Consider the following 21,272-nt stretch of genomic DNA (forward strand, 5'->3'; position numbering starts at 1 on the left):
CCGGCGTATATACCTGTTACTGACTTATGTCGTTAACATAATCCACTGCACCCAAACATGCCCCGGCAAGGTGAGGCGAAACGCTTTCCCAGGTTAAGGGCTGGGTGCTGTTCGCGCCATATGCTCCACTGATGGCTTCGGCGAGGCAGCCTCCGCCCGCGTTGTAGTTGACCAGAGTAAATTTCCAAAGGTCTTCATAAGAAGCCATTTCTGCCGGGGTGTGCAGGGTGTAGTTGTACACCACCTGCCCGGTCTGTTCACAGCTTGCGATCAGGGTGTTGGCAAAAACGCCGACGGAAAAATTCGCCTGGGTCAGGTCCAGTCCAAGTGGACATTCTTTGCAGCTCGCATTGACGCTGCCCACAAGGGCGCTCCGCAATTCCACCTGTTGTTGTTCATTCAAGTTGGCATAACCGATGCCGCAGATTTCAGAATCCATTACCAGTGGACAGAATTGATTGAAGAAGGAACGGTTCCAAAAGAGGGTGGTGTCTGCGCCGTTTTCGGTGAGCTGCCCCAAACCAATATCGCCAGCCGCCTGAAATATGCCGGGCCAGAATTGGCTTTCACGCGCGAAAAGATTTTTCAACAAAAAAGCAGGTACGCCGGTCTCTCTTGCGGTTTTAAGAATCAATTCGTCGAAGCTGTTTTGCCATTTATACACAGCCTCGCGCGATTTTTCCAAACCACACTGGTTGGCTGCATTCTCCGGGGAGAGCCCGCCATCTGGACAAGATCGCGCGTCCACTATGCCTTGCAGGATGAGATTCGCTGCAAGATATGTGTATGGAATATCGCTGCTGAGGTCTTTGCTTTGAGTAGGAGTGCTTAGCCAGGCAGGCGCGCCGCCAACAGGCGGAAAGACGCCCCATGCGTCGGCGCAGGTTGCAGATACGTTTCCCTGCCATTGTGAAGAAAGCACATCCACATACCAGTAAAGCTGGTCTGGGTCGCCTTCGTCCACTTTTTTGGCGCGGACCTGGGCTTCGTAGACCGGGCTGCTATCTCCATAGGATGAATATGCCCAGAATTCAACGGTTACACCTTCATTTTCTGTTTCAGGGACGCGGAATTTGCATACATCAGTATCGGCGCATGAGAAGGGTTGCCCGTTGTATGTGCCTTCCACACGCAGAATGGTTTCATTGGGCAAGGGCTCGCGCCCTGAGATGACCAGGGTCGGTTTGGTTTCGCAGATGTTGGTGGATGTACTAAAAACGGGTTCGCAGTCTTCAAGCGTGATCCAGGCACTGGCGGCAGGCAGCTGCATGGCGATCTCTTTTTGTTTTGGTCGTGTGGTGGAAAGTCGGGCAAAGTACCCTTCGCAGTTGGCGGCGTTATTGAGATTACAAAGCGGCTGAGATATCCAGTTGCGATAGATGATCGTGCCGCAATCCCGATAGACTTCCTCTGGCAGGGGCATTCCGTCATGGTCTATGATGATGGAACAGACTTCGGCTCGATCTTTCCAATTGACGAGATCCCACTCGTAGGAGATGTAATCGACGGTGATAACGGAGAAACGGTCTGGTCCAGGTGGGGGATTGGTTTCAGAAGCAGGCGTGGATGTAGTCCCGGAGGCGGGTAAAGCTCCAGTATTGACCATCAGGTTGGAGACTGCGATCAGAATGAAGAGGAGGCGGTTTTCCCAGTGTCGCCTTGGCATAGAATCAAAAAGGATCCGTCACATTATACTTTACGGTATAACGTAACGGACCCTTCGCTGGAACTATTTTTTCTCGGTGTCCATCGATTCGTAGGTTTCTAGGTCACGTTTGAGGTTGCGATTTCGAATGTACATGCTGAGCAGGTAAATGCCCATGGTGATGAAGGATACGACGTAGCCTGCGATCATATAGCCGTCGGTATTAGCGGGTCCCATAATGTTTTCTCCTCTTACATTGAAACTTTCAGTTTGAGCTGTTCAACCTTCTCTTCCAGGTCACCCATGCGGACGCGGTGCCACATCAGGTCGATGAAGATGAGGGTGAACGCGCCAATGGCAACGAACATGGCGGTGAGCATATTGCTGGACATATCAAAGCCGCCCTGTGCTGCGGCGCTCTGATTACCGACGACGACCGGGTGAATGGTGCGAAAGAGACGGATGACCATGAAGGTGATCGGAGCGCTCAAGCCGCCAAGCAGCGCATACACGGCGCCGAAGCGGGCGCGCTTTTCGGGGTCTTCCATACCGGCACGCAGCATGAAGTAGGCGATGTAGATCAACTCGGTAACAGCGGCGGTGGTCAGGCGTGGATCCCATGTCCACCAGGTGTTCCAGGCGGGGCGTGCCCAAATGGAGCCGAGTAGGATGGTGATGAAGAAGAACATGGTGCTTACTTCCACGGCGGCAACTTCAATGCGGTCCCACTTCATATCTTTGGTGACGAGATAAATGATGCCTGTCACTGCGGCGAGGACGAAACCAACCAGCCCGACCCAGGCAGTGCCGATGTGGAAATAAAAGACCCGCTGAACATTGCCCATCACGGCTTCGGTGGGGGCGAAGACCAGCGCGAAATACGTTGAAACACCAAGCGCGATAATTGAAACAATATCGAGAATGGTGAGCGCAATAGGTTTGGATTGCATGGATAAACTCCTTTTACGATTTTAGATTGATGATTAAAACTTGGAAAATAAAGCCACAGGATTTGGAAATTTGAAGCAACGCCTCTTGCCTTGTGTTAGGCTGGATTCTGACCATTGGGCGGTGTGCCGCACTTTTTATTCCTCCACCACATAATCGAAGATCATGAACGATGCGGCGATAAAGACCACGTCATATACGATGAGCAGATTGAGCGGTGTGAGGATCTCTTCAAATGGCAGCCCGGCAATGATTCCGCCGCTGGCTTTGACGGACGCCAGCAGAACGGGCACTGCCACAGGAAACAAGAGAATAGGCAGCAATACATCGCGGGTACGGGTCTGCACAGACATGGCAGAGAGCAGTGTGCCCACTGAGATATACCCTATGGAACCAAGCAATAGAACGCCGATAAATTCCAATTGGAAGATGCGGGTTTCGTTGTATAGCATGGCATACATCGGCACGACGATGGCTTCCACGATGAGCATGAATGCCAGATTGCTGATGGCTTTGCCAAAGAAGATCGCGGAACGATCCACGGGAGCGAGCAGGAGACCATCCATGCAGCCACGGTCCTTTTCCACTGCCATGGAGCGGTTAAGTCCGAGTGTTCCGGCGAAGGCGAAGGTTGTCCATAATACGCCAGCCGTGACAGATTGCCGGACTTTCACATCCAATTCGAGGGCGAAGTTGAAAATGAGAATGACGAGCATGGAGAAGACCAGCATGGCAGAAAGCAGTTCACGCGAACGGAATTCTGCTGCCAGGTCTTTATGAGCGATCGCCAGCATGGCTTTAAAAAAGGAGGGGGTGGGTTGGTTCATGGGTGGTTTCTTTACGGGTTACGCAATACGAAATATGAGATCCGTACTGCGTGATGCGTAATTCATGCTTCCAGGGCTTTCTTATAGAAGTCGAGCAGGTTGGAATTCTTGAAGTCATCGCGAGTGCCGGATGCTGAGATGACGCCGCGGGTGAGTACATCAAACCGGGTGGCAAGGTCTTCGGCGCGGGCGAGGTCATGCGAGGTCATGACTACAGTGCGTCCCTTGGCTGCCACAGAGCGCAGTACCTCATCCAGCATTTCGGAGGCATCCTGGTCGAGCCCGGTGTAGGGTTCATCGAAGAGCACCACTTCGGGGTCGTGTAAGACGGCGCGCCCAATGGCGAGTCTTTGCTGCATGCCGCGTGAAAAGGTGCGGACGAGGTCGCGGCGGCGGTGTTCGAGACCGACCATGCCCAATACTTCGGTGATGCGCTCAGATTGGTTCGCCAACCCATACATGCGCGCATAGAATTGCAGGTTCTCTTCTGCGGTCAGATCGGGGTAGAGCAGCGGCATGTGAGAGACCACGCCCAGCCTTGCGCGCACTTTGGCAGAATCGTTTGGCAGTGAATATCCTGCTACCTTAACGCTCCCCAGTGAGGGGCGTGAGAGCGAGGCAAGGATGCGCAGGAAGGTGGTCTTGCCCGCGCCGTTGGGTCCGAGCAAGGCGACAAACTCGCCGGGCTGCACGGTGAAATCCAATCCTTTGAGGATGGTCTTCAATCCAAAACGTTTGATGAGTTTCTTGACTTCGATCATGAGAAGTTAGTAATTGGTAATTGGGAATTACCAATTACTAATTACCCTTTTTTAGCGAACTGGTCAATTCGGCGCGGCGTTTGCTATAGGCTTCGTCCGATATCTTTCCGGTGCGGTGCAGGTCGTCTAGGGCGATGATGGCATCCATGATGGATTCAGTGTCTTCATATGTATCATCATCTTCATCGTCTTCTTCACCATCGTTTTCTTCTTTCTTGCGGTCGCGCAGGTACATCCACACGCCGGCGAGGATGAGCGTGATGCCCAGGGCGCCAACGCCGATCAGGACGTATTGATTTTGGGTGATGTCCGGCGATTCGGTAACGGTCTCTGGCTTACCGCTGAGGGTGAACTCAAGAGCTGCATCCTTTGCAACGGGTGAGCCTGTGTATGTGTGGAAGTTCGCGCCTTGCAGCGACTGAACACCATTATCGGTAAGGGTTGCCCCTTCAGCTTCCATGCCTTCGGGTAGGAATAGGCTGATGGTGTTGATGGGCAGCAGGGCGGTTTGAACGATCTTTATTTCTTTTGCCTTTGGAATGGAGGCAAATGCAATTAAGCCGTACGGTTCTTCACTGGGTGGAATGGCAAAGCCATTATCAGTCGGAACAAATGCTGCGCTGCTGTCGGTGGTTTCAAAGCCGAGCCCGGTGGCGCCTTCAGGGAAGGCGATAAATGGAATATTTTTTCCGTCTGTCATGGGGATAAGAACGGTCTTATCGCTGTTATTGGTTACGAAATAAACGGCGAAGATTTGCGCTTCTTCACTGGCGAGATCGAAGAATATCTGTAATTCTTCAACTTTTAATTCGCTGGTGTCGTCAGTGGTGGGGTAGATGATGATGGGTTCAAGCACGAGTTCAGAAACACCCGAAGGTACCACACCAAACCCGGATTGGTAGCTCATGCCATTGACTTCGATCTCAGTCAGATAAATCTGACTTTCGATGAGTTCAGTTTCAAAGCTATAGCTGCCATCAGGGTTGACTTCCCCTTCTACAGTGAGGAATTCGGTAGGACCGGCGCTGGGGTCGGTGCCATGATCGAATCCGCGCAGGGTGATCTTCAACCCGGCAGGGAGGTTGGTGCCGGTGCGGTTGTCGACCTGTCCTTTGACTGTGCTGGGCGCTAGGGCTGCTTCTTCTGTAGCAGCAGGAGTTGCTCCATCGACCGGGGTTCCTTCGGCAGCCGGGGTAACGGCTTCGGCGTTGACAGGCGTTTCGGTGGCTGCAACCGCTACCGGCGCGGCGGGAGCGGCAAAGGTCATTGTGCGGATGTAAGCGGCAGCGGCGTAGGCTTCTTCGTCGCTGAATCCGCTTCCAAAGGCGGGGAAGTTCCCATTACCTTCGCGAATGAATTTCACGATGTCGTCTTCAGATAAAGCAGACATCATTTCCAGATTGGTGAAGGCATCACCGCATTCAGCGCAATTAGCTTCAACGAGGGTTTTGCCGAGATCGATCTGTTCGTTGGTGGTGTGCAGGGTGAGTGCATATGCCACAACATCCCAACGCTCTTGGTCATTCAGGCTATTGAAAGGCGGCATGAAGCGTTCGATCCTGCCTTGGGTAACGGTGGCATACCAATTGGATGGGGTTGCGTCGTTGGCGAATTCAGGCAGACCAATGGGAATGACCGAAACAGGCAGGTCTTTGCTTTGTGCGCCGTCGCCCAGACCTTTTTCGCCGTGGCAGTCAACGCATTTTTCAGCATAGATGGCTTTGCCGTTCTCAATATCCGGCGCCTGGTCGGGGAAGAGCGGTCCGAGGGTGGGAGCGGGAGTGGGGGGGACGTATCCCGGAGGCGGGGTGACATCTGCTGCAAGCGTCATGTTACAGGCAGAGAGCAGGAGCGTACCAAGGGCTAAAAGAAGGGTGTGGCGTAATTTCATGAATTCCTCGGGTGGAGATTGATAAATGCTAATGACCAATCTCTAATTACTATTTACTTCAACGACTTTCCGCAAGACGGGCAAAAATGATCGGCAACGAGCACAGGTTTACCGCAAGAGGGACAGAACCCGGCAGATTTGCTTTTGTGCTGTTTGCGGCGCGCGGCGATCATGGCTTCGAGTTCCTCGTCACTAAGTTCGGATGCGTTGGAGGAGGCATCGGCACGTTTGGCGGCAGCGGCTTTTTCAATGCGTGATTCAGCGTCACGTGCTGAAGAAAGGATCGGTTCGAGTTCATCGAGCTGACGCAATATTTCAGAACCTTTTTTCAACAGTTCAGCGCGTTGTTCGGGGTAATCCTCGACGGGAATCTTGCCGAGCTTCTGATCGAAATCCAATTCCTGCAGCGCGTTGATGACGCGGTCGCGTTCGGCTTTCAATGCGGATACTTCGTGCGTTTGGTTGGTGGATGTTTTGCGGGCGCGGGTCATGAACGGCGCATACAGATACATGCCGACTATGACGAGGACTGCCAGTATAAGAAAGATTGAGCCTAGTTCCATTGAAATTCCCCTATTCTGCGTTCGCGATAAAAGCTTGGATTTCCGAAATGGATGCAAACGGACCGATCTTGATCTGCCGCAGAACACCTTCGCGGTCGATCAGGTAGGTTTCGGGCACGCCCATCTGACGGTTAAGAATGCTGGAGATGTTCGATTGCAGGTCGGGGGCATTGGGGAAGGTGATGGTGAATTTTTTCAAATACCCAAAGGCACCTTCGGGCGTATCCACATAATCAACGCCTACAAAGACCACATCGTTACTGTCTTTATATAACTGCCAGGCTTCTTCAAGATCGGGCGCTTCCTGTTCGCAAGGTTTGCACCATGAAGCCCAAATATTGATGAGCACAACCTTGCCACGCAGGTCTGAAAGATTCATTTCGGCAGTGTTGTTGTATTCGTAACCTTCATAATAGACTAATTTGAAATCAGGCACGGGTTTGCCGATCTCTGCCATGGGGCTGCTGGAGCGCTTCAAGCCGAAGCCTACCAGGGCAAGCAAGCCTGCAAGAAAACCCCAAATGGTGATTTGTGCCCAAAGTGGCACACTACGTTTTGTTTGCGTTGTTGTTTCTGTCATTGCATTCTCCGAGCCCTCATCCCCAGCCCTTCCCCGAAGGGGGAGGGCGTTCCCACTCCTTTTGGGAGAGGGTTCGGGTGAGGGAGATTTTATTATTTTCTGTTCTTTAATTCTTCTTCAAGACGCTTGATATATTCATCGTCACTGGATGAAGCCCCCGCCCCTTTTTCCATCCCCGCGCCTGCCTCAGCAGATTTGGGTTTGGTCCATGCCCGGAAGGCGTTGAAAAGCACAACTGCACCCACAAGGATCAACACTGGCGGGATGATGTATACCAGCCAATTGAAGCCGGTGCGCGGCGGTTCAGAAAGCACACGTGCGCCGTAGTTGGCAACAAAATAGTCCTTGATCTCTTGTTCGGTCTTGCCTTCCGCTAATTGTTGGCGGATCAACTCACGCCATTGGCGGCATGCTTCGGTCGGGCAGACATCCAGCGGGGTATTCTCACAGACCGGGCAATATAACTGCTTGGCGATCGCGTTCACTTCATCGTCGGTGGGAGTGGTATCTTGCGCAAAGGCGACGGCTGTGAATAGACCAGATGCGACTAGTACGAGTGTAAGGGTAAGAAGGAATTTCTTCATTGAATTTCTCCGAGATAGGTCGATGACTTTCGACCTTTGACTCTTTTAGTCTGCTGCGCTCGTCTGGTGATTTCCAGCGCTCACCTTGCGGCGGACGGGTTCGTCGGCGGGGTCACGGTCGGGCCAGGCAGCGAAGATCAAGCCCAGCAGGAAGGTGAGGCTGCCGATCCACAACCAGTTCACCAGCGGGTTGACGTAGATCTTGAAGGTCGCGCCATCACTGGAGACGGGCTGCCAATCTACGAGCAGGATGTAGAGATCATCCTTGAGTGTGGCATGCTGACCGGGGATGGTCATATTTTGTTGTGAGTCGAAGTAGTAGTCAATGCGCGGGTAGAGTTTTCCAATGAAGATACCGTTCTCATAGATATCCACGACCGAGCGGGTGTAATTGACGCCGGCGCCGCCGTCGTCCCATGAGGCGAGTTCCTGATATTGAACGGTGTAATCACCAATATTTAATTCTTCACCTGCGGCAATGGTGCCCTGGGTCTGGATCTGGAAGATCTCAATGCCGAGGATACCGATCGCCATCAACGCCATGCTGACGTGGATGATGTATCCACCGTAGCGGCGGCGGTTGCGTCCCATCAGGCGGGCGAGTGCGAGGAAGAAATTCTCGTTCTGGGCTTTCATTCTTGCGCTTGCGCCGCGTGCAAATTCATCTGCGGTGGCGAACAACACCAGCGCGATCAGGAAGAACCCGATCAAGGCGTAGATATTCTGAGTGTAGGTAAAGACCAGCACCACGGTCAGGATGGCTGCGGCAAGTGCAGATTTCCAGATGGCGCGACCAAGTGTCTGGATCGTCGAGTGACCCCATGCAGAAAGCGGCGCAATCGCCATCAGGAATAACAGACCCGCAAAAAGCGGACCCGTGGCGCGCTCATAGTAGGGAGGTCCAACCGTGATCTTGGTTCCAGTGAAGAGTTCCGAAGCCAGCGGTGAGATGACGCCCCAGAAGCAAACGACGAGGATACCCATAAAGAGCAGATTATTAAGAAGGAAGAGCGCTTCACGCGAGAGCATGGATTTCATTTCAGTCTCACTGCGCATTTCGGGCCAGCGTTTGATGAGCAATGCGATCGAAGCGATTAACGTCAGACTGACAAACGCCATAAATAACGGACCGATCGGGCTGTTCGCAAAGGCATGTACCGAGGAGAGCACACCTGAACGGGTCAGGAAGGTTCCGAAGATTACCAAGGCATAGGTCAAAATGATGAGGATCATGTTCCAGTGTTTGAGCAAGCCGCGCTTTTCCTGGATCATCACAGAATGCAGGAAGGCAGTTCCCGTTAACCACGGCATGAAAGCAGCGATCTCAACTGGGTCCCAGCCCCAGTAGCCGCCCCAACCGAGTACATCGTATGCCCAGCGTCCGCCTAGCACGAGACCTAGTGAAAGGAACAGCCATGCCCATAACGTCCAGCGGCGGGTGATGCGGATCCAACGGTCATCGGTGCGCCCGGTGATGAGTGCTGCCATTGCAAACGCATACGGAATGACGAAAGAGACGAAGCCCAAATACAGCATGGGCGGATGGATGACCATGCCCGGGTGGCGCAGAAGCGGATTCAAACCACGTCCATCTGGCGGGGTGAAGAGTGTTGCACCTGCGGCAGGAGAGAACATGCTCGGCACAATTTCGCCGCTCACATTCCAGAAGCGAGTGAAGGGATTTTCGTAAAAAACAACCATTCCAACAAAGAACGCCAGCGTAATGGATGACACTACGATCACCCACGGCAGGAATTCAATATCACGATCCCATTTGCGGATGGTGACAGCCGAAGTGAACATGGCTAACAACCATGCCCAAAACAAAAGCGAGCCTGCCTGTCCACCCCACCATGCGGTGACTCTCAGATAAGTGGGCATGCTTCTGCTTGTCACTTCATACACGAACGAGACGTCGAAATGATTATTTACCAGCAAATAGATCAGCATCCCCGCCGCAATGGAGAGAAGTGGAAAGGTGAGTAATTGAGCACGTCGCGCACTTTCCACCAGAGATGCGGATTTATTTTGAACGCCCAAGAAAGCGGCAATACCGCTGTAGATCGTAACAATAAAACTGACCAGTAAAACGCCATATCCAAATTCTGCAAGCATATTAACTTTCCTACTATTCTCCCCCTTTTCTCTGATTAAGGATGGGGGTGAGGATGGGGTGAAATAAAACCTGATGGATAGAACACCCATCAGGTTAATTGGTTAGTTCGATGCCGCCTGTTCCGGGACAGCTTCTTCATATTTGGTCGGACATTTGAGCAGAAGTTCCTCAGCGTGGAAAACACCATCATCGCCGAGCTTGCCGGTCATGATCGCCTGCGCCTCGTTGCGGAGCAGGTCGGGCATCACACCTTCGTACACCACCGTGACACGTGAGCGGCTCGGGTCGATCACTGCCTGATGCAGCACTACTGCCAGCCCGCCTTGTGCTTCGATCTCGGCATTATCGCCTGGAACGTGAGCCACCTCAAAAGTCAACGTCAGCGTGGATGCATCGTACTGGATGGTGTCACCCAGAACGGCGCCGGAGAGACGAACGCTCTTGTTGATGGCAGATGCGCCTTCCGCATTCAGTTCGTCAACGGTCATGAAATATTCCGCGCTTGCCTGAGTAGACGAAGCGATCAAGTAAACGACAGCTGCAAGGATGAGCGCGCCGCCGATAAAAAATTTGTTTCTTTGCATGGAAGCCTCCAAGAAATGGGTAGTGCCAAATAGAACAATCTATGTCCATTTTACATGGTGAGATTAAATACGGCTGAGTTTAAAGGCAGATGGATGTCATAAAACCTGCGTGATTCTGTCTTAATTATCCATGACGATTTTTTGATGGTATAGTTGCCAAAACGAACGGAGGCTACGGATGCAAAAACGGCTCATCTTATTTTTGACCTTACTTATAACACTGCTCCACCCAACCAGTGCTCTTGCCGCGCCTCAAGCGGACGTGGAAGCTGATTCCGCCACCCTGGATTTCCCCAACACGGTGACATTTTCCGCCACCCTCAAGGCTTCTGCAGAGATCACCTCGGTGGTGCTTGAATACGGCAATGAGCAACTGAATTGCGGCGATGTGATCGCCAAGGCATTCCCCGATTTCCAACCGGGAACTTCGGCAGATGTCTCATGGACATGGGACATGCGTCAGAGCGGATCGCTCCCGCCCGGTACTACCATCTGGTGGCGCTGGCGTTATGTCGATTCTTCCGGCACCGAATTCGTCAGCGATACTCAAACTGTCACCTGGCTGGACGATATCCACGATTGGCAAACCGTCACCAGCGCCGGTATCCACATCCATTATTATGGGGCAGACGAGAGTTTTGCCCGATCCATGCTGGCTGCGGGGGAGGAAGGTCTGCGCCGCAATAAAGAACAGGCGGGTATGACCCCCGATATCCCTGTTCAAATTTATGTGTACCCCAGTTACGATGAAATGCGCGATGCCATTCTTTACGAACCGCAATGGACGGGCGGCTTGGCATATTCTGACTCAAGCATCATCATCATGGGTACCTCCGGCAGTGCCGATTTTGACAAAGCCACCGTCATTCACGAAGTGACCCATGTTCTGGTGGGGCGTAATGCCTTTACTTGCATCGGTTTCATTCCCACCTGGTTGAATGAAGGGCTTGCCGTTTATAACGAAGGACCTCTCGACGAGAGCATGCAATCTCAGTTCGATATCGCTTTGCGCGATGACGCCTTTTTCCCCGTCCGCTCGCTTGGCGGGAATTTTTCTGAGATCCCCGAAAAAGCCTTGCTCTCGTATGCCCAGTCTTACAGTGTGGTCAATTTCATGCTGGAGACCTATGGACAGGAGAAGATGAGCCAGTTGCTCACTGCGCTTAGTAACGCCGAACCGGTGGATACTGCCTTGCTTAACATTTACGGTGTTGATACCGATGGACTTGATGCCGCCTGGCGAGAATCGTTGGGGCTGGCTCCATTGATAGTGGCACAGGCGACTGCTCAACCTACCGCCACCTACGTGCCGACCTATGTTCCAATAGACGGTATCCCGCAGGCGATTACTGCCACACCTGGAGCAATCCCTGCTTCGTCACCAAATAATCCAGATTCAACTTCAGGTTTTTCCGGTCCGAAGATCGCAGTGACTGTGTTCCTGTTGTGTTTCTGCCTTGTGTTTCTACTTATTATTGGTGTCATCGTCCTTGGCGTAGTTGTCCGCAAGGGAAATGCCAAAGGAGGAAAAAATGGATAAGTTCATTACGGCTTTTCAATCCAAAGGCAGGCAGCGGACTGCGATTGGCAGCCTTATGTTTGTCTTGATAACTTCGCTTTTCCTAACTGCCAGCGCACCCAGCAGCCCCGATTTTCAAATCGGCGTTCCGCTCGACCAGGCGTTGGTATACAACGGCGGCGAATCTGCCAACCCGCGCGATTACGACCCCGCCACCACCTACAGCTCCGGCGACAAACTTGTTTTCAGCGGCTTGGTCATGCTCGACCAGAATCTAAACATCCGCCCCGACCTCGCTGAAACCTGGGAAGTAAGCGGTGGCGGCACGATCTACACATTCAAGATTCGCGAGAATGCCCGCTTCCATAACGGACGTGAAGTAACCGCTCAAGATGTTGCCTTTTCCTGGGAACGCGCTGCCAGCCCTGAATTGGCATCTGATACTGTCCTCACTTATCTTGCTGATATCGTGGGTGTGCGCGAGAAAGCGCTCGGACAGGCAGAAAGCATCAGCGGCGTTAAGGTTATTGACGACAAAACCCTTCAAGTCACGATCGATGCGCCGAAGCCTTACTTCCTCATGAAGCTGACCTTCCCCACATCCTATGTTGTGGATGAAGAGAATGTCTCGGCGGGTGAGGAGTGGGTGCGCCAGCCGAATGGAACCGGTCCATATAAATTGACCGAATGGCGCTCCAACGAATATATCGTTTACACTGCCAATTCCGATTTCTACCTCGGTGCACCTTCCATCCCATATGTGGTTGTGAAGATCTATGCAGGGGATGATGTACGTCTCTTTGAAACGGGAGATATTGATGTTGCCGGTGTCGGTTTGTATGATGTGCAGCGTATGCTCAACCCTGCCGAGCCCATGAGCCGCAATCTTGTCACCGGCGTGAACCTATGTACGAGTTACGTTGTGTTCGATGCCACCGTGCCGCCTTTTGATGATGTCAACGTGCGCAAAGCGTTCAGCATGGCATTCGACCGTCAGCGTTATGTGGATGTGTTGTATCGTGGTGTTGCCTTGCCTGCGGTCGGTCTATATCCGCCCGGCTTACCCGGCTTTGACTATGGCTTGCAAGGTTTGCCTTATGACCCTGCTCAGGCGCGTGAGTTGCTCAAACAATCCAAATACGGCGGACCGGAAGGCTTGCCGGAGATCACTTACACCAACTCTGGTATTGGCAGTTATATTGGCGGTACTGTGGCTGCCCTGGCAGAGATGTGGCAAACGAATCTGGGTGTCACCATCAAGGTTGAGAACCTCGATTACAACTTCTACTACGAACAGATCTTCTCTGGCAACCATGGGCAGATCTTTGATGGTGGTTGGTGTGCTGACTATCCCGACCCCGAAAATTTTGCGGACGTTCTCTTTCATACCGGTGTGCCGCAAAATCATGGCGGTTACTCCAACCCCGAGTTGGATGCCCTGCTCGAAGCCGCGCGCATCGAACCGGATGTGACCAAGCGTATTGCCATGTATCAGGAAGCTGAACGCACCATCGTGAACGATGCGCCTGTATTGTTCACCACCCATTCGCTTTCTTATGAACTTGTTCAACCATATGTGAAGGGGTATGTGTTCACCCCGATCACTATCCCGCTTGAGAGATACATGTGGCTTGACGGAAAATAAACGCTGACTCTGGATTGACTGGACTGGCAGTCTTCTATGGGCTAGCTTGTACGGAAAATTCCACCGTCTCAATATCTCCGCCGACGCTGGCTACGCTAAAGTCAAAACTGAGCGAACCGCCCGGCTGGAGACCTCCGTCTTGCCAACGACGAACTCCGACTACAGTCCCATTTTTATCGTATGCCACCGCCGCAACCCAAACCTGGGTTGCGGCGCTTGATTCAACGGGCAAGCTCACCTGTCCGCTAGCCTGTGCGGTCTTGCCATCCCAATCTACTTGCGCAGACGTGTTGTGGAGTGTGGCAGGCAGGTAATGACCTGTGCCCGCTTGCATGGCGCTTAAGAGTTGGGCTTGCGGTTTGGCAGTGGCGGGCATGTTTGGAAAGAAAACAAAGACGGGCAGCGATGTATTTGGAGAAAGCATGTCCAAAGGCAGGAAGGCAACCTGGCTTGCGATGACCTGGTCGTTTTCATCGAACAGGTTAATCTGCACCGAGACATTTTCAAGGATATCGGGTGTGGTGTTTTGAATGAGCGCAAAACACCATAAACCTGAATCCGTGGTGGGGTGGCAGGCGGCTTGGGTAATGGGAATAGGCAGCGGTGTGGGCGTCGAGGCGGCGGCGAGAGCGGCAGATGGGTCTGGAATGAAAAGAGTCTGCCCGATGGTGAGCGTGTTCGGGTTCACATCCGGGTTCGCCGCGATCAAAGCAGCTTGGGGAATTCTAAATTTTTCGGCGATCTCGCTAATGGTATCGCCCGACTCGATCATATACACTTGTTGGGTGCTGGTGGGTTGCGCCGTTTCGATGATGGTCAGCACGTTCGGGGTGCTGCTGGCGGCAGGTGTTGCCGTAAGGTAGGGCGCGAGTGAAACGTCTGTGGTCTGAGCAGGCGAAGGCGCACATGCGCAGAAAAATATGCTGAGAAGCAGAAGTTTTCGCATGAGGTGATTATAATAGAAGCGAAAAGTGACAGTCATCAGTTTGGTGGCTGTCACTTGAAAATTAAATGGAGGAACACAATGCAATATCGTCATCTTGGAAGAACGGGAATTCAGGTCAGTGAATTATCGATCGGTTCCTGGGTTACATTCAAAAATCAGGTGGATGTGGATGCGGCAGTGGAGATCATGGCGGCAGCCTATGACCACGGCGTGAATTTCTTCGATAATGCCGAAGTGTATGCCAGCGGCAAGTCTGAAGAAGTAATGGGGGCAGCGTTGAAGAAGCTGGGCTGGCGGCGCGGAAGCTATCTGGTTTCAACCAAGTTCTATTGGGGTTTGCATGACGGCATTAATGAAAAGAACACGCTCAACCGCAAACGCCTTATTGAAGGGATTAACGGTGCGCTCCAACGGCTCGACATGGACTATGTAGACCTGATCTATTGTCACCGCCCGGATAAGACCACGCCTATCGAAGAGACTGTTTGGGCGATGCATAACATTGTCGAATGGGGGAAGGCGTTGTATTGGGGTACGTCGGAATGGGCGGCTTCGGAAATCATCGAAGCGATTCAGATCGCAGAACGACACCACTTGCACAAGCCGGTGGTCGAGCAGCCGCAATACAATCTCTTCGAACGCGGACGCCTCGAAGGCGATTACGTGCGCTTTTATAAAGAATATGGATATGGCACAACCATTTGGAGTCCACTGGCTTCAGGTCTGCTTTCGGGTAAGTACAACAAGGGTATCCCACAGGATAGCCGCGGTGCGCTCAAGGGCTATGAGTGGTTGCATGGAAATCTGACCAACCAGGAGAAGCTTGCCAAGGTTACGGCATTGGAACCCATCGCCAAAGAACTTGGCGGCACAGTGGCTCAACTTGCCCTTGCCTGGTGTTTGAAGAATCCCTTTGTGAGCACAGTCATCACCGGTGCAAGCCGGGTGGAGCAGGTGCATGAGAACATGAAATCGGCTGAGATCGCGCCAAAGCTCACACCCGAGATCATGGAACGCATTGATACGATTTTTGGGGTCAAAAGGGAAGAGGAAGACGACGACTAGAGCCTGATAAATTCAATAAAAATGCTCTGTTGAGGCGAAGCCCAACAGAGCATTTTGTTTTATAGCTTTGAAAAATAATTCTCTTCCACGCTTTGCCAGGTCTCATCGCGCAGTTTCATATATTTTGTGAGTAGCGGATGAACTCTTGAAATATCCTCATACATTTTTTGCGCCACGCGCCGGATGGAGAAGTGGGCATTGGCGGCAGTTCTTAATTGACAGAATGCGAAGGCTTCGCGCAGGTTGAACTGCGCCAGTACCCGGCGGTTGTACCCGTTCGGGACGATGTATTGAGCGACATCGGGATTAAATGCGTGGAGTTTTTCGTACATGGCATGTGCCGCTTCCATTGCCGCCTCATACCTGGAACCGAAGTTTGCTTCCGTTATAAGCAGCGGAGTCGTGTACCCAAGCCTCGTCGTCAGTCGCTGCGGGGTCTGCGTCATCATGCGGTGACGTTTGAATTCGGCATACGCACCCTGGTCCATGACGAGGTCGAAGGTGTACGTGGAATATTCCAACTCTCGCAGGGGAGTATCATATTTGCCGAGTTTGCCCAGCAACGCTTCAGCCAGCGCTTCACGCTCTTTTTTCTTGAGCGATTTTACATGTGCCAGGGCTTCGGCATAAGGAATTTCATCGAAGCGATAGAGAGCTGCCGCGAGGATCTTCTTTTCACCGTCTTTGTCATGGTCGATCAATTCACACCAACCAGATTGGCGATTGGTGATAGATAATTGACGATTGGCAAGTTCGCGGATCGTTTCCGTGGTGTATGGATTCGCGTCGGCGTATTTGACCAGTGTAGGGGTCTCTGCTTTGGAGACTTCTTTCATTTTTTCGCCGATCTGGCGCACTTCCTCCAACGGGTGGGAGAGCATCTTGCGGATCGTCATTTCGATGACACGCGCATTGGCTGTCATGCCCACATTGGCGTTGGCGGCGGCGGGCAGCAGGAAGCGGCAGCGGTCCACATATTGTGAGCGGATACGGCGGTCGTAGGCTTCGTCGCCCTCGTTCTCGCGGCGCGGTGAACGCTCCACGATGAGATTCTTCACCGGCTCGAGCGATTCGGCATAGGCGGAGAAGAGGAGGCGCACAGTGGCAATGAATTCGTCGCGTAACGGATGTCCATCCAGTTCAGGCGGAATGGTGAAATCTTCCATGCCCCATTTTTGGTACCGTGTCGATTTTTCGGTGTAGGATGCGAGCCGGTTTCCCTCGATGGTTTCGATGGCAACCCGCGAAACATTTTCGAAAGCGAGGTGCAGCACGGCATGTTCCGCCACTGAGGCATGCCCATACCCAACGACCCATTTCTCATGGAATTGGGCGGAAGACTCATCGCTGAGTTCTGCCGCGATCTCACGAAAAGATTCGGGGGAACGCGAGGTTTTGGCAAATGCAACTGCTATGGTTTCCGGGCTGAGCGCGCGCGGCGATAAAAGATAAATTTCTCGTTCGGGCATGAATTCTCCTGAAAAAATAGACCTCTTGCATCAGTGCTCTCGACGCAGTCCCCGGCGGCGAGGACGCCGCCTTGAGCAGGATGAAAAATAGACTTTTACAAGAAGTCTAATGATGATGGACGATGGTAATTATCGTCCATCATCCAAAACTATCCCATTTTGGTGAGCTGCCTGCCGCCGAGCAAATGCAGGTGGATGTGGAAGACGGTCTGCCCGGCATGGGCATTGGTATTGATGACGAGGCGGTAGCCGTTCTCTGCCAGTCCTTCCTGTGCTGCGATCTGCCTGGCGGCATTGAAGAGATGACCGATGGTCTGCTCATCGTTATCTGTCATGGCGTTGATCGAGTCGATGTGCTTGCGCGGTACGATCAAAATGTGAGTTGGCGCGGCGGGTTGAATGTCGCGAAAGGCGTAAGCTTGTTCATCCTGGTATACGCTGGTGCTTGGAATTTCACCGTTGATGATCTTGCAAAAAATACAATCAGACATGAGATGCTCTCCTCGATTTATGGGGTGGGCAGGGGCCCATATTTTTCTGCGCAGACAGTATTGTAATATTCAAATTCTGTTTCTTTATTGGCAAGGGTATATTCTGCTGCTGCCTTGCTGATGGCGCGCACCGTGTCAATGGCATTGATTGCTTCATTGGCGGAGTACATAGGTATGGTCATCACCGGGTCGTTGATACGACCTTCAGGAATTAACCCCGGGCGCTCCGGGTCGGCGGCATCTGCCAATGGGATCCAATTGTACATAATGGGTCCGCGCGGATTTTGAGTAAAACCCAGCCGAAAACGTAGTTGTCTTGCTGCATCAACCGGTCGATAACCGAAACCACCATTAGGCCAAATAATGGCGTTTGGAAATTTATTGAAACTGACAAGCCCATTCAGCGAGCCTTGTAGTTCACGTGCAATGATCGTCTTGGCTACATCGTCTGAGAGGATTGTATCCGGGGTGACGCCGCGGGCTTGGTGATTTACAAAACCCTCTTCTTCAAGGGATACGTTCCCTTCGAGCAGTACCGGGTCGATCTCCGGTTCGCTGACCCAGGCATTGGTGACAGTCCAGCCCCACCTTTCGAAATACTCACGGAAATTCTTATCGAAGTACTCTTCGCTTTGGTTGCCATCTTGAATGAGAAGGACCGAACGGGGAGGGATGGCTGCATTGCGTTGTAAAAAGGCATGTAATTGATTCGTGTCGATCGTGTCAAAGCCTTGCGCCTTGAGCATTTCCATAAGATCGAAGAATTCAAGGATGCGGATGCTGTCTGGTATTTCGGTAGTACCGCGATTAATGTTCTTGATCAAAATAACCATCACCACGGTTCCTGGCTCGGAATTGATCGGATTCCATTTGTACCGCAGGGAACGGCACGTGTCATTTAGGTAAGTGTGCGGCGTATCGAGCGGATTCAAAAGGTTTGTTTGAAACGTGGCAGGCAGCGGCGGAAAGTCCTCAACCGACTCGTTGCTGGAATTATCCACGGTTGCCGGGTCTGCAGTAGCGGATGGATTTAACTGACAGGAGATCAGGATGAAGACGATGGTGAGAACGAAAATGGAGCGCAGGAGAATTTCCTGAAGTGCATTTCTTGTTTGCATATCGTTGGAATTGTAAACCAAATTAGAGCCGGAGATTGATAGGGTAATTCAGGCTAGATCCCATTTTATGGGTATGTAGCCTGAATTTTAATTTTTACGACCATCACACTGAAAGCATGACTTGTAGAATTTACGGAATCGGTCCGTATGTAGGCGCGCAAACAATGTCGTAGTATTCCAACTCGACCGCTTTATTCTGTTCGGCATAGGCGGCAGCTTCTTCGCCGATGGCACGGACTGTATCGATATGGTCAAGGACGTTGGTGCTCCAATAACGGGGCAGGGTCATGAGCGGATTTCCAGCAGGTACTTCAGGGATCGCCATCGGGTTGGAGTCGTTGACGGCATCTGCCTGCGGGATCCAGTTATACATGACGGGTCCGCGTTCGTTGACGGTGAAGCCGAGTTTGTAGCCGAGGGTGGGTCCGATCTCAACGGCGCGTTTGGAGAAACCGCCGCCGGGCCACGTGTAACCGATCGGCGTTTTATTCATGTATTTTTGAATGGAAGAGATCGCGCCGCCCATTTCGCTGATGATGAATTCATCAGTAGAACCTTCGCTGATGGGGATGTTGTGAATGTATCCGTGGGATTGGAAGTCTACCCAGCCTTCGGCGGATAGCGCGGCATTTTCTGCCCACAAGTCGGTGCGTTCATCAATGCCAATATAGGCATTGACAACGGACCAGCCCCATTGGTCAAAGTATGGGCGCCAATGGTCGTTGAAGTATTCGGCGAAGTGGCGGTCATCTACAATGAAGATGACGGAACGCTGGGGAATACTGGCATTGTCGTACATGAAATCTGATAACTGCTGCATGTTGATGGCTTGGAACCCGGCTTCATACAGACTGTCCATGATCTTCTTGTGTTCATTTACGGTCACATCGTTGCCGCTGGCTTCCCCTTTGTTGATGCCGTGGTGCATCACAACCATCACCACCGTTCCCGGCGCAGCTTTGGTCGAGTCCCATTTATTTTTGATGTACTGACAAGAATCTGTAACGTAGGTGCGGGGCAGGTCTTCGGGTTTGAGCATTGAAGTCTGATACGTGCCCGGCAATGCAGGCGGTGTGCGCGGGATCGTGGCAGTGGGAACGGGGGTATCTGTGATCTGCGGTGTAGCGGTGGGTGCGCTGATCTGGGCAACTGCGGTTTCGAAGGCAGCGGTCAGGGCGAGATTTACATCGGGCGTTGCGGCGGCGGGTTGGCAGGCAGCCAGAAGCGCTGCGAGCAGGCTGAAGGGAATTAAGAAGCGGGAAACGATCAACGAACGACGAGAGTATTTGCGTCTCATGATGAAGTTATATCCTTTTTGTGATTGCCAATAATAACAGAAAAGGCGTACTGGGTCTCAGCACGCCTTTTCCTTCTTTTTATTCGTTACTTGTCTTATTCGTCGCTCTTGCCTGAAATAAAGTCTTCCACTTTTTGGTGGGCAACTTCATCCTTGAACTGTTTGGGCGGTGTTTTGAAGAAGTAGGATGATGGACCAACGATCGGACCGGCGAGTTCGCGGTCAAGCGCGATCTTGGCACAGCGGATGGCATCGATCATCACACCGGCGGAGTTGGGGCTGTCCCACACTTCAAGTTTGAGTTCAAGGTTGAGCGGCACATCACCGAAGGTGGTACCTTCCATACGGATGTAGCACCACTTACGGTCAGTCAGCCAGGGGACGTGGTCGCTGGGACCGACATGCACGTTGCTGGGGTCGATCTCGTAGGGGATCATGCTGGTGACGGCGTTGGTTTTTGAGATCTTTTTGGATTCAAGACGTTCGCGTTCGAGCATGTTAAGGAAGTCGGTATTGCCGCCGAAGTTGAGTTGGTAGGTTCGGTCGATCTTCACGCCTCGATCTACGAAGAGGCTGGTCAGCACACGGTGGACGATAGTTGCCCCGACCTGGCTTTTGATGTCGTCGCCGAGAATGGGCAGACCGGCATCGGCGAAACGCTTGCCCCAATATTCGGAGGAGGCGATGAAAACGGGGATGCCGTTCACAAAGGCGCAGCCTGCTTCGATGATCTGCTCCACGTACCACTTGGTCGCCATCTCCGAACCGACAGGCAGGAAGCTGATGACGACTTCGGTCTTGGTTTCTTTTAATAGGCGCACGATATCGGCGGTGGAGCCGGGTGCTTTTTCGATGACCTGGCTTAGATATTTGCCCAAGCCGTCATGTGTCATGCCGCGCACGACGGGCACATTGAGATGGGGAACATCTGCAAATTTATAGGTATTGTTCGGCTCGGCAAAAATTGCTTCAGACAAATCTTTGCCGACCTTGGTGGCATTGATGTCGATTGCAAGCGTAAATTCGATGTCGCGGATGTGATATTCGCCCAACTGCGGGTGCATAATGCCGGGGATCACATCATCATTCTTGGCGTTCTTGTAGAATTGAACTCCCTGCACCAGGGAGGATGCGCAATTTCCCACGCCGATGATCGCTACTCGTACTTTTTTCTTGGGTGCCATTTTTATATCTCCTTGAGATGAATTACAATTTCCTTGTTG

20 protein-coding genes are annotated in these 21,272 nt (G+C 52.3%); 3 read left to right on the plus strand and 17 right to left on the minus strand.

Features of this window, described 5'->3' with window-relative positions; genetic code table 11:
- Window positions 1-16: 16 nt before the first annotated feature.
- The 11 genes from IPG80_RS14605 to IPG80_RS14655 form a co-directional block, all read right to left on the minus strand.
- Entirely contained in the window at window positions 17-1,666 is a 1,650-nt protein-coding gene (locus tag IPG80_RS14605) for a hypothetical protein (protein WP_345108068.1), read from the minus strand.
- Between the two features lie 63 nt (window positions 1,667-1,729).
- On the minus strand, window positions 1,730-1,882 hold the full coding sequence (locus IPG80_RS14610; RefSeq protein ID WP_345108070.1) for a hypothetical protein: 153 nt from the start codon (window positions 1,880-1,882) through the stop codon (window positions 1,730-1,732).
- Between the two features lie 14 nt (window positions 1,883-1,896).
- The gene (gene ccsA, locus IPG80_RS14615; RefSeq protein WP_345108072.1) at window positions 1,897-2,595 is read right to left on the minus strand and encodes a cytochrome c biogenesis protein CcsA; all 699 of its coding nucleotides are present in this window, start codon (window positions 2,593-2,595) and stop codon (window positions 1,897-1,899) included.
- Window positions 2,596-2,730: 135 nt separating this feature from the next.
- The gene (locus tag IPG80_RS14620) at window positions 2,731-3,420 is read right to left on the minus strand and encodes a heme exporter protein CcmB (protein ID WP_345108074.1); all 690 of its coding nucleotides are present in this window, start codon (window positions 3,418-3,420) and stop codon (window positions 2,731-2,733) included.
- 62 nt (window positions 3,421-3,482) lie between these two features.
- Window positions 3,483-4,181, minus strand: a complete 699-nt coding sequence (ccmA, locus tag IPG80_RS14625) for a heme ABC exporter ATP-binding protein CcmA (protein ID WP_345108076.1) — start codon at window positions 4,179-4,181, stop codon at window positions 3,483-3,485.
- 37 nt (window positions 4,182-4,218) lie between these two features.
- On the minus strand, window positions 4,219-6,072 hold the full coding sequence (locus IPG80_RS14630) for a c-type cytochrome (protein WP_345108078.1): 1,854 nt from the start codon (window positions 6,070-6,072) through the stop codon (window positions 4,219-4,221).
- 53 nt (window positions 6,073-6,125) lie between these two features.
- Window positions 6,126-6,635: a zinc ribbon domain-containing protein gene (locus IPG80_RS14635; RefSeq protein ID WP_345108079.1), complete on the minus strand. Its 510-nt coding sequence runs from the start codon at window positions 6,633-6,635 to the stop codon at window positions 6,126-6,128.
- 10 nt (window positions 6,636-6,645) lie between these two features.
- Complete coding sequence (locus IPG80_RS14640) at window positions 6,646-7,215, minus strand: redoxin domain-containing protein (RefSeq protein WP_345108081.1); 570 nt, start codon at window positions 7,213-7,215, stop codon at window positions 6,646-6,648.
- 92 nt (window positions 7,216-7,307) lie between these two features.
- Window positions 7,308-7,799: a cytochrome c-type biogenesis protein gene (locus IPG80_RS14645; RefSeq protein ID WP_345108082.1), complete on the minus strand. Its 492-nt coding sequence runs from the start codon at window positions 7,797-7,799 to the stop codon at window positions 7,308-7,310.
- A gap of 45 nt (window positions 7,800-7,844) precedes the next feature.
- Window positions 7,845-9,914 (minus strand): heme lyase CcmF/NrfE family subunit, encoded by a 2,070-nt coding sequence (locus tag IPG80_RS14650; protein ID WP_345108083.1) that lies wholly within the window; start codon window positions 9,912-9,914, stop codon window positions 7,845-7,847.
- 102 nt (window positions 9,915-10,016) lie between these two features.
- Window positions 10,017-10,499, minus strand: coding sequence for a cytochrome c maturation protein CcmE (locus IPG80_RS14655; RefSeq protein WP_345108085.1), 483 nt, complete (start codon window positions 10,497-10,499; stop codon window positions 10,017-10,019).
- A 178-nt stretch (window positions 10,500-10,677) separates the two neighbouring features.
- On the opposite strand from IPG80_RS14655, the gene IPG80_RS14660 reads away from it, so the two are divergent.
- Together IPG80_RS14660 and IPG80_RS14665 are read left to right on the plus strand one after the other, a co-directional pair.
- Window positions 10,678-12,039, plus strand: a complete 1,362-nt coding sequence (locus tag IPG80_RS14660) for a peptidase MA family metallohydrolase (RefSeq protein ID WP_345108087.1) — start codon at window positions 10,678-10,680, stop codon at window positions 12,037-12,039.
- Window positions 12,032-13,663, plus strand: a complete 1,632-nt coding sequence (locus IPG80_RS14665) for a peptide ABC transporter substrate-binding protein (protein ID WP_345108089.1) — start codon at window positions 12,032-12,034, stop codon at window positions 13,661-13,663. Before IPG80_RS14660 ends, IPG80_RS14665 begins: the two co-directional genes overlap by 8 nt.
- A gap of 34 nt (window positions 13,664-13,697) precedes the next feature.
- Here IPG80_RS14665 and IPG80_RS14670 read toward each other — a convergent pair whose 3' ends face one another.
- Window positions 13,698-14,609: a LysM peptidoglycan-binding domain-containing protein gene (locus IPG80_RS14670; protein WP_345108091.1), complete on the minus strand. Its 912-nt coding sequence runs from the start codon at window positions 14,607-14,609 to the stop codon at window positions 13,698-13,700.
- A gap of 78 nt (window positions 14,610-14,687) precedes the next feature.
- On the opposite strand from IPG80_RS14670, the gene IPG80_RS14675 reads away from it, so the two are divergent.
- Window positions 14,688-15,674 carry an aldo/keto reductase gene (locus tag IPG80_RS14675; RefSeq protein ID WP_345108093.1) on the plus strand — a complete coding sequence of 329 codons (987 nt, stop codon included), beginning with the start codon at window positions 14,688-14,690 and terminating at the stop codon, window positions 15,672-15,674.
- A 59-nt stretch (window positions 15,675-15,733) separates the two neighbouring features.
- Here the strand turns inward: IPG80_RS14675 and IPG80_RS14680 are convergent, their stop codons facing one another.
- From IPG80_RS14680 to IPG80_RS14700, 5 genes are all read right to left on the minus strand, one after another.
- Entirely contained in the window at window positions 15,734-17,143 is a 1,410-nt protein-coding gene (locus tag IPG80_RS14680) for an FAD-dependent thymidylate synthase (protein ID WP_345108095.1), read from the minus strand.
- A gap of 149 nt (window positions 17,144-17,292) precedes the next feature.
- On the minus strand, window positions 17,293-17,634 hold the full coding sequence (locus IPG80_RS14685; RefSeq protein WP_345108097.1) for a histidine triad nucleotide-binding protein: 342 nt from the start codon (window positions 17,632-17,634) through the stop codon (window positions 17,293-17,295).
- A gap of 17 nt (window positions 17,635-17,651) precedes the next feature.
- Window positions 17,652-18,752 carry a hypothetical protein gene (locus IPG80_RS14690; RefSeq protein ID WP_345108098.1) on the minus strand — a complete coding sequence of 367 codons (1,101 nt, stop codon included), beginning with the start codon at window positions 18,750-18,752 and terminating at the stop codon, window positions 17,652-17,654.
- Between the two features lie 130 nt (window positions 18,753-18,882).
- Window positions 18,883-20,049, minus strand: coding sequence for a polysaccharide deacetylase family protein (locus tag IPG80_RS14695; RefSeq protein ID WP_345108100.1), 1,167 nt, complete (start codon window positions 20,047-20,049; stop codon window positions 18,883-18,885).
- A 95-nt stretch (window positions 20,050-20,144) separates the two neighbouring features.
- Window positions 20,145-21,233 carry an inositol-3-phosphate synthase gene (locus IPG80_RS14700; RefSeq protein WP_345108102.1) on the minus strand — a complete coding sequence of 363 codons (1,089 nt, stop codon included), beginning with the start codon at window positions 21,231-21,233 and terminating at the stop codon, window positions 20,145-20,147.
- Window positions 21,234-21,272 lie beyond the last annotated feature (39 nt).

Origin of the sequence: Candidatus Villigracilis vicinus, assembly GCF_016702885.1 — a bacterium.
GTDB classification, from domain to species: domain Bacteria; phylum Chloroflexota; class Anaerolineae; order Anaerolineales; family Villigracilaceae; genus Villigracilis; species Villigracilis vicinus.

Coding starts and splice junctions, on each gene's coding strand:
- IPG80_RS14670 (WP_345108091.1), bottom strand. CDS start 14,609: ATGCGAAAACTTCTGCTTCTCAGCATATTTTTCTGCGCATGTGCGCCT.
- ccmA (WP_345108076.1), bottom strand. CDS start 4,181: ATGATCGAAGTCAAGAAACTCATCAAACGTTTTGGATTGAAGACCATC.
- IPG80_RS14620 (WP_345108074.1), bottom strand. CDS start 3,420: ATGAACCAACCCACCCCCTCCTTTTTTAAAGCCATGCTGGCGATCGCT.
- IPG80_RS14610 (WP_345108070.1), bottom strand. CDS start 1,882: ATGGGACCCGCTAATACCGACGGCTATATGATCGCAGGCTACGTCGTA.
- IPG80_RS14660 (WP_345108087.1), top strand. CDS start 10,678: ATGCAAAAACGGCTCATCTTATTTTTGACCTTACTTATAACACTGCTC.
- IPG80_RS14700 (WP_345108102.1), bottom strand. CDS start 21,233: ATGGCACCCAAGAAAAAAGTACGAGTAGCGATCATCGGCGTGGGAAAT.
- ccsA (WP_345108072.1), bottom strand. CDS start 2,595: ATGCAATCCAAACCTATTGCGCTCACCATTCTCGATATTGTTTCAATT.
- IPG80_RS14645 (WP_345108082.1), bottom strand. CDS start 7,799: ATGAAGAAATTCCTTCTTACCCTTACACTCGTACTAGTCGCATCTGGT.
- IPG80_RS14665 (WP_345108089.1), top strand. CDS start 12,032: ATGGATAAGTTCATTACGGCTTTTCAATCCAAAGGCAGGCAGCGGACT.
- IPG80_RS14685 (WP_345108097.1), bottom strand. CDS start 17,634: ATGTCTGATTGTATTTTTTGCAAGATCATCAACGGTGAAATTCCAAGC.
- IPG80_RS14690 (WP_345108098.1), bottom strand. CDS start 18,752: ATGCAAACAAGAAATGCACTTCAGGAAATTCTCCTGCGCTCCATTTTC.
- IPG80_RS14630 (WP_345108078.1), bottom strand. CDS start 6,072: ATGAAATTACGCCACACCCTTCTTTTAGCCCTTGGTACGCTCCTGCTC.
- IPG80_RS14605 (WP_345108068.1), bottom strand. CDS start 1,666: ATGCCAAGGCGACACTGGGAAAACCGCCTCCTCTTCATTCTGATCGCA.
- IPG80_RS14695 (WP_345108100.1), bottom strand. CDS start 20,049: ATGAGACGCAAATACTCTCGTCGTTCGTTGATCGTTTCCCGCTTCTTA.
- IPG80_RS14635 (WP_345108079.1), bottom strand. CDS start 6,635: ATGGAACTAGGCTCAATCTTTCTTATACTGGCAGTCCTCGTCATAGTC.
- IPG80_RS14650 (WP_345108083.1), bottom strand. CDS start 9,914: ATGCTTGCAGAATTTGGATATGGCGTTTTACTGGTCAGTTTTATTGTT.
- IPG80_RS14675 (WP_345108093.1), top strand. CDS start 14,688: ATGCAATATCGTCATCTTGGAAGAACGGGAATTCAGGTCAGTGAATTA.
- IPG80_RS14640 (WP_345108081.1), bottom strand. CDS start 7,215: ATGACAGAAACAACAACGCAAACAAAACGTAGTGTGCCACTTTGGGCA.
- IPG80_RS14655 (WP_345108085.1), bottom strand. CDS start 10,499: ATGCAAAGAAACAAATTTTTTATCGGCGGCGCGCTCATCCTTGCAGCT.
- IPG80_RS14680 (WP_345108095.1), bottom strand. CDS start 17,143: ATGCCCGAACGAGAAATTTATCTTTTATCGCCGCGCGCGCTCAGCCCG.